This window comes from Shinella sp. S4-D37 (assembly GCF_040812195.1).
In the GTDB taxonomy this organism is placed as follows: domain Bacteria; phylum Pseudomonadota; class Alphaproteobacteria; order Rhizobiales; family Rhizobiaceae; genus Shinella.
Genome location: NZ_JBFNXL010000001.1, coordinates 219,086 through 232,185 on the forward strand (window position 1 = coordinate 219,086; position 13,100 = coordinate 232,185).

10 protein-coding genes are annotated in these 13,100 nt (G+C 66.5%); 7 read left to right on the forward strand and 3 right to left on the reverse strand.

All coding sequences use genetic code 11. From position 1 onward, the window contains the following. Position 1: 1 nt before the first annotated feature. From AB3G45_RS01135 to AB3G45_RS01165, 7 genes are read left to right on the forward strand one after another with little or no spacing between them, the layout of a single operon-like run. Positions 2-1,078 carry an ABC transporter ATP-binding protein gene (locus AB3G45_RS01135; RefSeq protein ID WP_367828816.1) on the forward strand — a complete coding sequence of 359 codons (1,077 nt, stop codon included), beginning with the start codon at positions 2-4 and terminating at the stop codon, positions 1,076-1,078. Beyond that, positions 1,075-1,986 (forward strand): sugar kinase, encoded by a 912-nt coding sequence (locus tag AB3G45_RS01140; protein ID WP_367828817.1) that lies wholly within the window; start codon positions 1,075-1,077, stop codon positions 1,984-1,986. The genes AB3G45_RS01135 and AB3G45_RS01140 overlap by 4 nt, the downstream gene beginning before the upstream one ends. A gap of 11 nt (positions 1,987-1,997) precedes the next feature. Beyond that, entirely contained in the window at positions 1,998-3,044 is a 1,047-nt protein-coding gene (locus tag AB3G45_RS01145; RefSeq protein WP_367828818.1) for a tagatose 1,6-diphosphate aldolase, read from the forward strand. Positions 3,045-3,071: 27 nt separating this feature from the next. Beyond that, positions 3,072-4,550, forward strand: coding sequence for an NAD-dependent succinate-semialdehyde dehydrogenase (locus tag AB3G45_RS01150; RefSeq protein WP_367828819.1), 1,479 nt, complete (start codon positions 3,072-3,074; stop codon positions 4,548-4,550). A gap of 8 nt (positions 4,551-4,558) precedes the next feature. Continuing rightward, complete coding sequence (locus tag AB3G45_RS01155; protein ID WP_367828961.1) at positions 4,559-5,293, forward strand: SDR family NAD(P)-dependent oxidoreductase; 735 nt, start codon at positions 4,559-4,561, stop codon at positions 5,291-5,293. Between the two features lie 7 nt (positions 5,294-5,300). Continuing rightward, positions 5,301-6,470 carry a mandelate racemase/muconate lactonizing enzyme family protein gene (locus AB3G45_RS01160; RefSeq protein WP_367828820.1) on the forward strand — a complete coding sequence of 390 codons (1,170 nt, stop codon included), beginning with the start codon at positions 5,301-5,303 and terminating at the stop codon, positions 6,468-6,470. Continuing rightward, positions 6,467-7,234, forward strand: coding sequence for a TSUP family transporter (locus tag AB3G45_RS01165; protein ID WP_367828821.1), 768 nt, complete (start codon positions 6,467-6,469; stop codon positions 7,232-7,234). Before AB3G45_RS01160 ends, AB3G45_RS01165 begins: the two co-directional genes overlap by 4 nt. A gap of 311 nt (positions 7,235-7,545) precedes the next feature. Here AB3G45_RS01165 and AB3G45_RS01170 read toward each other — a convergent pair whose 3' ends face one another. Genes AB3G45_RS01170 through AB3G45_RS01180 form a run of 3 tightly spaced genes read right to left on the reverse strand, consistent with a single transcriptional unit; the run spans position 7,546 to position 13,098 of the window. Then, positions 7,546-11,091, reverse strand: a complete 3,546-nt coding sequence (locus AB3G45_RS01170) for an amino acid adenylation domain-containing protein (protein WP_367828822.1) — start codon at positions 11,089-11,091, stop codon at positions 7,546-7,548. 3 nt (positions 11,092-11,094) lie between these two features. Next, complete coding sequence (locus AB3G45_RS01175; RefSeq protein ID WP_367828823.1) at positions 11,095-11,442, reverse strand: isochorismate lyase; 348 nt, start codon at positions 11,440-11,442, stop codon at positions 11,095-11,097. Positions 11,443-11,445: 3 nt separating this feature from the next. After that, positions 11,446-13,098 (reverse strand): (2,3-dihydroxybenzoyl)adenylate synthase, encoded by a 1,653-nt coding sequence (locus AB3G45_RS01180; RefSeq protein WP_367828824.1) that lies wholly within the window; start codon positions 13,096-13,098, stop codon positions 11,446-11,448. Positions 13,099-13,100: the final 2 nt, after the last annotated feature.

Genomic DNA, 13,100 nt, shown 5'->3' on the forward strand with positions numbered 1-13,100 from the left:
CATGGCCTCGATCACGATCAGGAACATCGCCAAGAAGTTCGGCGATCTCACCATCATCCCCGGCCTCGACCTGGAGATCGCCGACGAGGAGTTCGTCGTCTTCGTCGGGCCGTCCGGCTGCGGCAAGTCCACGCTCCTGCGCATCATCGCCGGGCTCGAACCGTCCACCTCGGGCGAGCTTTTCATCGGCGAGACGAAGGTCAACGACGTGCCGGCCTCCAAGCGCGACATCGCCATGGTCTTCCAGGACTATGCGCTCTATCCGCACATGACCGTCTACGACAACATGGCCTTCGCGCTGGAACTGCGCGGCATGAGCAAGGCGGAGATCGACCAGCGCGTGCGCCGTGCGGCCGGCCTCCTGCATATCGAGCCCTTCCTGGAGCGCAAGCCGAAGGCTCTGTCCGGCGGCCAGCGCCAGCGCGTCGCCATGGGGCGGGCGATCGTCCGCGACCCGAAGGTCTTCCTGTTCGACGAACCGCTCTCCAACCTCGACGCCAAGCTGCGCGGCCAGGTGCGTACCGAGATCAAGGCGCTGTCGCAGGAGCTGAAGACCACGATGATCTTCGTCACCCATGACCAGGTGGAGGCGATGACGATGGCGGATCGCATCGTGGTCCTGAAAGGCGGCGAGATCCAGCAGTTCGGCCGGCCGGAGGAAGTCTACGAGACGCCTGCGAACCAGTTCGTCGCCGGCTTCATCGGCTCCCCGGCGATGAACTTCTTCCCGATCCGGCGCACGGGCGAGACCTTCGTCTTCGACGGCGCACCGCATCTTGCCGCCCCCGTGCCGGACGCGCTGAAAGCGGCGCTCGGCAGCAGGAGCGAGGCGGTGCTCGGCATCCGGCCGGAGCATTTCGTTCCCGTCGGCGGCGAGGAGGGCGCGCTTCCCGTCACGATCGACCTGGTGGAGCCGCTCGGTTCCGACACGCTCACGCATTTCGATCTTGCGGGCGTCCGGACCGTTGCCCGGGTCAACCCCGAACTGAGGCCGAAGGTCGGCGACAGGCTGGGCCTCGTCGCGCAGGCCGGCAAAGCGCATCTCTTCGACAGCGTGGACGGAAAGGCCATCCGATGAACCGCCCGCCGATCATGCCGGCAGGGGCCGCCCCGGCGGTCGTCTGCCTCGGGCTGTCCGCGCTCGACCGCATCTGGCGCGTGGAGACGCCGTTCACCGGCGGCAGCGAAAAGATCCGCGCGGGCGAGCACCTGACCGAACCGGGCGGCATGGCGGCGAATGCCGCGGTGACCGTCGCCAGGCTTGGTGGGCGGGCTTCCTTCTGGGGCAGGGCGGGCGGCGACGAAGCAGGCCACCTCATGGCGGAGGCCTTTGCGGCCGAAGGTGTCGAGATCGGCCAGTTCCGGCTCTTCGAGGGCGGGGCATCGTCCGTCTCGGGCGTCATCGTCGATGCCAGCGGCGAGCGGCAGATCGTCAATTTCCGCGGCCGCTATCCGGCCGATCCCGCCTGGCTTCCGCTTGCTGGCCTTTCTGCCGATTGCGTGCTGGCGGATCCGCGCTGGCCGGAGGGTGCGGAGGCGCTTTTCACCGCGGCGCGCCGCCGCGGCATCCCGACGGTTCTCGACGGTGACGTCGCCGACGCCGATATCTTCGAACGCCTGCTTCCGTTGACCGACCACGCCGTCTTCTCCGAGCCCGGCCTGCGCGGCTTCGGCGGAGAGGATGTGGACGCGGCGCTGGCGCTGGCGGCGGGCTTCGGCTGCCGGATGGTCGCGGTCACCCGCGGCGGTGACGGCCTCGTCTGGCTGGACGGTTCCGGCAGGCACGACATGCCGGCACCGGCCGTCCATGCCGTCGACACCACGGCCGCCGGCGATGTCTTCCACGGCGCCTATGCCTTCGCGATCGGGACGAACCTCGGCATTGCCGATGCACTCGGTTTCGCCAGCGCGGTCGCCGCCCTGAAATGCACACGGCCCGGCGGTCGTGCCGCCATTCCCTCCCTCGACGATCTGAAATCATCCTGAAAGGAAACATCATGCTCACACTTGGAAAAACCCGAGGCCTTGCCCGTCTCGCCAACAAGGACGGCCATTTCTGCATGGTGGCGCTCGACCAGCGTCCGCCGCTCTTCGAAGCGCTCGCGGCAGCGCGCGGCATCGACAAGTCGCAAGTCACCTTCTCCGATATGATCACGGCAAAACGGCTTCTGGTCGAAAATCTCGCCCCGCATTGCAGCTCCATGTTGTTCGATCCGAATTATGCCATTCCCGCCGCCATCGACGTGCTGCCGCCGGATTGCGGCCTGATCGTCACGCTGGAGGACCACCGCACCGAGGAAACCGAGGGCGGCCGCAAGTCCAAGGTGATCGCCGACTGGAGCGTCGAGAAGATTCGCCGTCTCGGCGGCGATGCGGTCAAGGTGCTCGCATGGTACCGGCCGGACGCCTCGGCCGACGTTCTTGCGCACCAGAAGGCGTTCGTGCGCAAGATCGGCGAGGATTGCCGTCGCCACGACATCGCCTATGTGCTCGAACTGCTCGTGTTCCCGTTTCTCGGCACCGCGGGTCATACGGCGGATTATGTCGAATCGCCGACCAAGCTGCCGGAACTCGTGATCGAGAGCGTGCGCGAATTCGCAAAGCCCGAATACGGCGTCGATCTCCTGAAGCTCGAAAGCCCGCTTGCCGCCAACAGCCTGCCGCCGCGCGACGGCAGCGCGGCTGCCCTTGCCGCCCAGCGGGAATTCGATGCGATCGGCAGGATCTGCGCCGATGCGGGCATTCCGTGGGTGCTGCTGTCGGGCGGCGCGGCGACGGAAAAGTTCGAACGCGTGCTCGACTATGCCTATGCCGCCGGCGCCGGCGGTTTCCTGGCGGGCCGCACGATCTGGCTCAATGCGATCCGCTCGCATTTTCCGGATACCGCTGCCGTCGCCGGGGCGCTTACGAAGGAAGGCGTGGCCGTGGTGGAACGCCTGAGCGCGCTCACCGCCGCCAAGGCCCCGCGCTGGACCCCGCCGGCGCCCGCCTTCCAGGAAATCCACACTGAAGGCGACTTCGCCAAGAGCTATGCCGCTGCCTGACACGGGCCATTGACGGAAGGAACGACCATGGACGATCGATCGACGCAGCCGGTGCCGGCCCTGAAGGACCGGTCCCTCCTGACCGACAAGGCCTATGTGGCCGGCCGCTGGCTGGGCGCGGCGGACGGCAGGACCATCACGGTCACGGATCCGTTCGACGGATCGGTCATCGCCCGTGTTCCGGATCTCGGCGTGGAGGTGGTTCGCCAGGCGATCGACGCGGCGGCCCTCGCGCAGGTCGAATGGGCACGGCGGTCCGCCAAGGAGCGGGCCGCCGTCCTGCGGCGCTGGTACGAGCTCATCGTCGAGAATGCGGACGACCTCGCCCAGATCCTCACCGCCGAGCAGGGCAAGCCTCTCGGCGAGGCGAGAGGCGAGATCATCTCCAATGCCGCCTATCTCGAATGGTTCGGGGAAGAGGCCAAGCGCATCGACGGCGACATCATTCCAGGCCCGAACCGCAACCAGCGCGTCATGGTGCTCAAGCAGCCCGTGGGCGTCTGCGCGGCCATCACGCCCTGGAACTTCCCGAACGGGATGATCACGCGCAAGGCAGGGCCCGCCCTTGCCGCCGGATGCTCCATGATCCTGAAGCCAGCCGCCCAGACGCCGCTCTCGGCCTTTGCGCTCGCCGTTCTGGCGGAGCGTGCCGGCGTGCCGGCGGGTGTCTTTTCCGTCGTCACCGGCGAAGCGCGGCCGATCGGCATGGAGTTCTGCCACAATCCGAAGGTCGCGAAGATCACCTTCACGGGCTCGACCGGCGTCGGGCGCTGGCTGATGAAGGAGGCGGCGGACGGTATCAAGCGCCTGTCGCTCGAACTTGGCGGCAATGCGCCCTTCATCGTGTTCGACGACGCCGATCTCGACGCGGCGGTCGAGGGGGCGATGATCTCCAAGTTCCGCAATGCCGGGCAGACCTGCGTGTGCGCCAACCGCATCTATGTCCAGGAGACCGTCGCGGAGGCGTTCACCGCCAGGCTCCTGGAAAAGGTCTCGGCGATCACGCTCGGCCGCGGCACGGAGGCCGGTGTCGGCCAGGGGCCGCTGATCGACGACAGGGCCGTCGCCAAGATGGAGGAGCATGTCAGCGACGCGCTCGCCAAGGGCGGCAGGATTCTCGCCGGCGGCAAACGCAGCGCGCTCGGCGGCACCTTCTTCGAGCCGACCGTCATGAGCGGCATCACGCAGGACATGAAAGTGGCGAAGGAGGAGACCTTCGCGCCGCTCGCCCCCATCATCACCTTCCGTGACGAGGACGAGGTCATCGCCATGGCGAACGACAGCGAATTCGGTCTCGCCTCCTATTTCTACGCGCGTGATCTCGGCCGCGTCTGGCGGGTCGCCGAAGCGCTGGAGGCGGGCATGGTCGGCGTCAACACCGGCATGCTGGCCAACGAGATGGCACCGTTCGGCGGCGTCAAGCAGTCGGGCCTGGGGCGAGAGGGCTCCTCCTACGGCATCGAGGGTTTCCTCGAACTGAAATATGTCGCCGTGGCAGGCATCTGATGGGCGAGATGATGGATCCTTTCGCCTTTCCGCCCGGCTTCCAGGTCGTCGTTGTCGGCGGCGCGGGGGATATCGGCTCGGCGATTGCCGCGCTGTTTCACGCCCGTGGCGCAAGGGTCGTGGCCACCGGTCACGACCGCGCCGCGCTCGAACGCTCCTCCCTGTCGAGCCTTCCGGCCGTCGATCTCGACGTTCTGGACGTCACCTCCGACGAGGCCGTGGCGACGTTCGCCGCCCGCTTCGAGCGGGTCGACGCGCTCGTCAATTGCGCGGGCATCCTCGCCCGTGACGAGGAGTTCCGTATAGAGACCTTCCAGCGCGTGCTCGACGTCAACCTGACCGGCACCTTCCGGACCTCCACGGCCTTTCGCCCGCATCTTGCCGCAAGCCGCGGCTCGATCGTCAACATCGCCTCCATGAACGCCTTCGCCGCCTTGCCCCGCCTTCCGGCCTATTGCGCCAGCAAGGGCGGTGTCGTCATGCTGACCAAGGCGCTCGCGCTCGCCTGGGCGGAGGAGGGGATCCGGGTCAACGCCGTCGCGCCCGGCTATATCGAGACGTCGATCAACAGCGAAGGGCGCAAGGACATCGCGCATCGCGACCGGATCGCCGCGCGCACGGCGCTGAAACGCTGGGGTCAGCCGGAGGAAGTGGCGGGCGCCGTGGTCTTTCTCACCATGCCGGCTGCACGCTATGCCACCGGTACGGTCTATGCCGTCGACGGCGGTTTCCTTGCGGGGTGAGGATGCCATGAGCAAGGCAGGTTCAACCCGTTTCCCTGTGATCAGGTCCGTCGAGGCGCATGTCTTCCGCGTGCCGCTCGAAAAGCCTGTCTCGACGTCCTTCGGCACGATGAGGGACCGGCCGGCCGTGCTGGTGCGGCTGGAGGATGATGCGGGCCTGGTCGGCTGGGGGGAGATCTGGTGCAACTGGCCGGCCTGCGGCGCGGAGCACCGCGCCCGCCTGCTCGTCTCGGATATCGCGCCGCGTATCCTCGACAGGCCGCTGCCCGACCCGGCGGATCTTTGGAAAGAATTGACCGCGGCAACGCACATACTCGTGCTGCAGACCGGGGAGGCCGGCCCCTATGCGCAGGTGATCGCCGGTTTCGACATGGCCTATTGGGACCTTGCCGCCCGCCGCCGCGGCGTGCCGCTGGCCGTGGCGCTGTCGCCCGATGCGGCGGGCGCGGTGCGCGCCTATGCCAGCGGCATTCATATCCGCGATGCCGAAACGGTCGTGGCGCAATCCCGCGCGGCCGGCTACCGCGACTTCAAGGTCAAGGTCGGTTTCGACGTCGATCGCGACCTGGCGCTGATCCGCGCGCTCGCCGGGAGCCTGCAGCCCGGGGAAACGCTGCATGCGGACGCCAACCAGGCGTTTTCCCCGGAAGCGGCGCGGGACTTCCTGTTGGCGACGGCCGATCTCGGGCTCGGCTGGGTGGAGGAGCCGGTGCGGGTCGACGCCGGCCCGGCCGTTTGGGGCGAGCTTGCGCGGCTGACCGCAACGCCGCTGGCCGGAGGGGAGAACCTTGCCGGCCTGCGGGCCTTCCGGTCGGCGATCGGCGCCGGCCACCTCTCCGTCATCCAGCCCGATGCGGCAAAATGGGGCGGACCGACAGGATGCCGCGCGGTGGCCCGGGCCGCAATGGCCGCCGGCCGGCGCTACTGCCCGCATTTCCTCGGCGCCGGCATCGGCCTTGCCGCCTCGGCGCACGTCCTGGCGGCCGCCGGCGGTGATGGGTTGCTCGAAATCGACGTCAACCCAAATCCGTTGCGCGACGCGGTCGCGCCCGCATGGCCCGTGGTAGAGAAGGGCGTCGTCGTGCTGCCGCAAGGGCCGGGCCTCGGAACGGTGCCGGATCTCGACCGGCTGGAATCCTTCCGCACCCTCGCCCTGGCGGCCGGCCCCGCGGCATGATCGGCACGAGCGAACTTGCCGTCTTTGCCGCGTTCGCCTTCGTGGCGGCCTATGTCCAGACCCTGACGGGTTTCGCCTTCGGCCTGTTGCTGATGGGCGTCCTGGCGCTGACCGGCCTTGTCCCGCTGCCGGAGGCCGCCATCGTCGTCAGCCTGCTGACGCTTGCCAATGCCATGATGGTGCTCGCAACAGGCTGGCGGGATATTGCCGCAAAGCCGTTTTTCTTGTCGCTTGCCAGCGCCCTGCCGATGGTCGTCGCTGGGTACGGGTTGCTCGCGGCTTCGTCGCTGTCGGTGCTGCGTCTCATTCTCGGTGCCGTCATCATCGTGTCGAGCCTCCAACTGATACGGAGACCGTCCTCGCTGGCGCGCCAGTCTGGTGCACCTGCCTTCGTGTTCTTCGGCGCGCTTGGTGGTTTGATGGGCGGGCTCTTTTCAACCGCGGGGCCGCCGCTGGTTTTCCAGTTCTATCGCCAGCCCCTACCGCACCGGGTCGTTCGCGAGACGCTCGTGGCGATCTTCTCGATCAATTCCCTCTTCCGCCTTGGCCTCGTGGCGGCAAACGGCGACTGGCAGCACCACGCGCTTGTCTGGGCACTTGCGGGATTGCCCGCCGTCTTGGTTTCAACCTATCTGGCACGCCGTTGGCCTCCTTGCCTTTCAAGGCAGATCCTGCGCCGCCTGGCCTTCGGGTTGCTGTTGCTTTCCGGCGTTTCCCTGATCGTGCCCGTGATCGCGGAGTTCATTCCGGTTGGAATGGAGTGAAGGCGTCATTCGTATGTGCTTACTATTGCCATGGTACCACATCTTCTCCCGATCTGAGGACACCAGCGGCTCCAGCCTGTTCGGCTGCAAGGCAAATGATACAGACTACCCCACGGTTCCCCGGTACACTGAAGCGCCTGCGCAAGCTGCGGCCTTCCGTGCTCTTCTGCTGCCCGAGCTTGGGACTGATGGCTGGAAATGCTCTAGCAGGCCATCTCAGCAATTGCTGTAGAGATGAAGTGTTGTCGAATCATAAGGGTACTGAGGAGCAGGCTGTCAGCCGGAGGCGGGGAATACCGATTGACCTGGTACTAACTCGGTTCTGATGGCGCGGCTGCAAGACGGTTCCGATACTTTCGCACACGCCGCACCCTGGCTTCCGCTTCGGATATCGAGCCGGATGGTGTGGGCAGAAAAATACCGGCCTGACCGGCGACCGTCGGGTGCTCGAAAATGCGGATCACCGAGACGCTCTGTCCGAAGACCTGGGAGAGGCGGCCGGCGAGGCGCGTCGCATTCAGGGAGTTGCCGCCGACCAGAAAGAAGCTGGTGTCGAGGGCTTCGATCGGTCGTCCGAGCAGGTCCTGCCAGATGCCGCAGATTTGCCTTTCGATCTCCGAAAGTGGCCGCGCGGGTGCAGTCCCCCTATGCGCAACTGTCGCGCGGGCACGTTGTTCGAGCGCCGAACGGTCGCGTTTGCCGTTGGCGGTCAGCGGTATCGCGTCGAGCACGGTGAAACTGGCGGGAACCAGCGCGGGGGAGAGGTGATCGCGGAGCCCGGCGCATAGCCGCTCTTCGTCATAGGCCGTCTCGTCGCCGAGGGTGAGGAAGGCGGCGAGGCTGTCGCCAGTCCCCTGGCTGCGCACGGCAACCACCGCGGCCTCACGCACGGCGGGATCGCCTGTGATCAGCGTCTCGATCTCGCCGAGTTCGACACGCAGGCCGTTGACCTTCACCTGGCCGTCGCGCCGGCCGAGGAATTCTACCGTGCCATCCGGCCGCCAACGGCCAAAATCGCCGGTGCGGTAGAGGCGTTCGCCGGTTCGCGGATGGCGGACGAAACGGGCGTTCGTCTTCTCCTCGTCCCGCCAGTAGCCGAGCGCGAGCCCAACACCTCCGATGAAGATTTCCCCGATGGCGAAATCCGGTCTATCGAAAAAAGTCTCATCGAGCACATGGATCGTCTGGTTAGCAAGCGGGCGACCATAGGGCACGCTCTTCCAATCCGGCTCCATGCGCTCGACGTCATAGGCGATCGACCAGATGGATGCTTCCGTGGCACCGCCAAGCGACACCAGTTTCGGCGGGTCCGGCAGGTCGAGGATCGCACGGCAGAGCGGCAAAGGCAGCCAATCACCGGAGAGCATAACGAGCCGCAGGCAGGAGAGCGCGGCAAGGGCATCGCGGTCGGCGAGCCGGTCGTGCAGCAGTTGCAGCAGCGCCGGCACGCTGTTCCAGAGGGTGACGCCGGCATTCTCGATGAGGCGCAGCCAGGCGTCGGGATCCGGTGCGGGACCGGTGGGCGGAATGACGATCGCGCCGCCGGCGGCGAGCATGCCGAAAATGTCGTAGACCGAGAGGTCGAAGCTGAGCGAGGAGACCATCAGGCAGCGGTCGGCGGCCGTGACGCCGTAGCGTGCGTTGATATCGAGCACGGTGTTGAGCGCCGCGCCGTGCCGGATGGCGACGCCCTTGGGTTTGCCCGTCGAGCCCGAGGTGAAGATGATATAGGCGAGGTCCACAGCGCTCGCTCGGGGCGGGACGGTCCTGCCGGTCTCCGCTTCTCGAAATAGCGTGTTGTCCACCGCGATCATGGTGCCCGGGAGGCCGGAATCGCCCGCACCGGTCGCCGTCAGCGCCAGTGTCGCACCGCTGTCCTCAAGCAGCATCTCGATTCTCTTACGCGGCAGGGCGGGATCGACGGGCATGTAAGCCGCACCCGCCTTCAGGATGCCGAGCACAGCCACCACCTGTCGCCAGCCTTTTGGCAGAAGCACGGCGACGGGAGAGCCGGGTTTTGCCCCGGCATCGGCAATCCGGTCCGCAAGATGGGCGCTGGCCTTGTCGAGTTCGCCATAAGTCAGGCTGCGTTCGTCATCGATAACCGCAATCGCATCCGGCCGCGCCTGCGCTTGGCGCAGGAAGGGATCGTGCAGCAAGACGGCGTCCGTGTCGGCATGCCAGGCCGTCGTGTTCACCGCCCTCCGCCGCGCCGCCTGTTCTTCCGGCAGGGAAAGGGTCGGGGTGCTCCAGGCGTCGTCATCGGCGGCAAGCACCTCCAACAGAGCCAGATGGCGGTCGGCGATCGTGGTGATCAGGCCGCCGGGATAGGCCGCATCGACATAGTCCCAGTTGAGCATGAGATTGCCGTCGTGCTCCAGCACCTGATGGTCGACCAGGGTCTGCGGCGTCTGAACGGCGGCGTGCACGATCTCGCCGAAGCCGGAGAAGGCGTCAAGATAGCTCTTTCCCGTCCCGAGCGCACTGGTGAAGACATAGGGCATCAGCGCCCGGCCGGGCGCATTGCGAGCAGCGGCCACCATGGACAGGGCTTCGACGCCACTGACGGCGCCGTTGTCGAGGGCGTGCCAGAGCTGTTCCTGCGTCATCTGGGCGAGAGACGCGAAGTTGGCCGGGGCGAGTGTGTCGACCTCGACCAGGGCCAGCGAAGTGAAGTCGCCGATCACGCTGCCATAGGAAGGGCCGGAGAGCGGACGGTTGAAGAGCGTCGTCGTCAGCGTGAAGGCACTGCTTTCGCTCCACAAGGCGAGCACACGCGCATAGGCGGCGAGTAGCGCTGCCGAGGGCGTGACGCCGCGGCGGCGGATTTTTTCCTGCAAGCCTTGCCATGCGGCCTGCGGCAGCATGCGCTGCTCGCGCGCGAAGCGCGGCGCGACGATCGCCTCGACGGGACGGGCAAGCGGCAAATCCGGGCCGAGCGGCAGATTTACGGCGCGATCCTGCCAATAGCGGCGTGCGCGCGCGGCTTCGGGGGATTGGGCAACTCCTTCGAGCGCAAGCGCGTGATCGCGGAACAACGCGGCGGGCGAAGATTGGGGGATGGCGGGATGCTCGTAGCGCGTGCGCCATTCCGCAAGCCAGATCTCCAGCGATTTCAGATCAAAGACGAGAATGTCGAAGCTGAGATGCAGGATGGTTTCCCGTGGTGAAAGACGGGTCGCGTGGACGCGATAGAGCGGCCAGCAATCCGCGGGCAGCACCTCCTGCTCCATGTCCGCTCGAAGCGCTGAGAGCTGTTGTGCCTGTTCTTCTGCGGCGAGGCCTTGCAAGTCCGTCCGCCCGATCGCCAGGCGTGGCACGTTTTCAAGCACGTGCTGCGTTCCATCCGGATCGATGACAGCGCGCAACATCGGGTGGGCGGCGATGGTGGCGTTGAGCGCGCTTTCCAGCCGTTCGATGTCGAGATCGCGTGTCACGGCTTCGATGTAGCCATGGGCGGCGACGCCGCCAAGTTCGAAATGTGGATCGCGGCCCAGCCAGTAGGCGCGCTGGATATCGGTAAGCGGGAACGGGCCGGTTTCGCCGATCGGGGCGGAGCGTTGCGTTGCGGCTTCGCATTCGGTGTCAGGCGGAGCCTCCGCCATCAGAGCGGCCCAGGCCTCGACGGTCGGTGTCGCGACCAGCGCGCTGAAGGAAAGCACGACGCCCTCCCCCGAAAGCCGGCTTTGCAGGCGCATCAGCGCGATGGAGGTGAGGCCGAGTTCGATGAGGTTTTCATCCGCGCTGAACTCGTTCGGTTCTGCGCCGAGTTCTTCCGCGACGAGCCGATGCAGGTCGAGTTGCGTGGTTTCGGCAGCCTTTTCATGCCGGCTGTGGGCTAGGACGCGCTCGGCCATGTTCTACTCTGCCTCGCGCCCGGGCGCGTTCTTCTGTTCCCAATGGTGGGTCTGCTGCTGGATGAACCATTGGATCATCTGGCTGAAGAGCGGCACGACGAAATCCGGGTTGAGCCCGTTTTCCTCTGCCCAGCGCCGACGTTCGGGTAGCATGGCCGCGACGCGCTCAGGTGCGGGAATGCTGGCAACATCGGGTTTGAAGCGGGCCGCCTCCAGCACATAGCCCATGCGCAGGCCGAGCAGGTCGATAAGCGTACGGTCGATCGTGTCGATCGCCTGGCGGACGTCGCCGAGATTTTGGCAGTTGGCGGGCGTTTCGGTCCGGATACCGAGGTCTTTCGCTAAGGGCACGCGTTACGCTCCGTTGTCGAGGCCGGCGGAAAGGTGAAGCTGCTTCAGCCGTTCGCGCAGGTCCTTCTTGCTCACCTTGCCGATCCCGGTTTCCGGAAACCGCGCGATGAAAACGAACTGGTCGGGCATCTTGAACGCGGCGAGGCCGCGCGCCTTCAAATGCCGGATAAGGGTGAGCGGCTTCAGCCCGCCGGTCTTGGCGATCACGAAGGCGCAGGTACGCTCACCGAGCGTTTCGTCCGGCAAGCCGACGACGGCGGCGTCATGCACCCCCGCATGCGCCAGCAGCAGGTTCTCCACCTCTTCGGGCGAGAGTTTTTCGCCGCCGCGGTTGATCTGATCCTTCTCGCGGCCGGAGAGTACGAGATGGCCTGACGGCGTCAGGCGCACGATATCGCCGGTCCGGTAAAACCCATCCGGCGTGAAGGCATTCTCGTTGTGTTCGGGAATTTTGTAGTAACCGCGGATCGTATAGGGCCCGCGCGTCAAAAGTTCGCCGGCTTCGCCGGGGGCGACATCGCTGCCATCGGCGTGGACCACGCGGATTTCGTCCGCCGGCGACATCGGCTTGCCCTGGGTGGTGACGATGGTCTCCTCGTCGTCGTCAAGGCCGGTATAGCAGATCAGGCCCTCCGCCATGCCGAAAACCTGTTGCAGGGTGCAGCCGAGGCGCGGTCGCACGCGTCGCGCGGCTTCTTCGCTGAGTTTTGCGCCGCCAACCTGCAAGGTTCTGAGGCTGGAAATGTTGGCATCGGTCGCCCCGGCGGCCTCCATCCAGAGAAGCGCGAGCGGCGGCACGAGCGAGGTGATCGTCACGCCATGCGCCGCGATGAGCGCGAAGGCCGTCTTCGGATCGGGATCGGGTGCGATGACGACCGTTCCGCCGCTGATGAAGGTTCCCATGATGCCGGGGCAGGCGAAGGGGAAATTGTGAGCGACGGGCAGCGCGCAGAGATAGACCGCGTCTTGCCCCATGCCGCTTGCGGCGGCGGCGGTGCGGATGTTGTAGAGATATTCGTTGTGTCGGCGCGGGATCAGTTTCGGCACGCCCGTCGTGCCGCCCGAAATCTGGAACACGGCGACGTCATCGGGCCGGGCGGCGTCTTCGACACTACCGTCCTCGAAGAGCCCGGAAAGCGGGGTGAAGGCGTCCGCTTCGCCGTCGACGATCACGTGGCGCAGCGCCGGCAGATTCGGCAGCAGCTCGCGGGCAAGCGCGCGGTAGTCGAAGCCGCTGGCGCGGTCGGCGATGAAGTAGGCGTGCGCCTCGGTGAAATCGAGGAAGCGGCCGACTTCGAGATTGCGGTGGGAGGGCAGTGCGAGCACCGGGACGACGCCGAGACGCAGCAGTGCGAAGACGACTTCTGCGAAGGCGACGCCGTTCGGCATCTGCACGACGGCGCGGTCGCCCTTTTCGAGGCCGAGGCGGCGAAGGCCAGCCGCCAGCGCGCCCGCGCGCCGCCGGACCTCTTCATAGCTGACATGCCGCTCGCCCTCGATCAGGGCGGTCTTGCCGGCGTGGCGCTCGGCGGCGCGATCGAGCATGCCGGAAAAGGTTTCTGCCTGCCAGAAACCCTCGCTGACATAGCGTGCACGAAACGCGTCCGGCCAGGCCGGCGCGTCCGCTGAAAGATTCTGGGCCGTTTCCTGGAGCATCG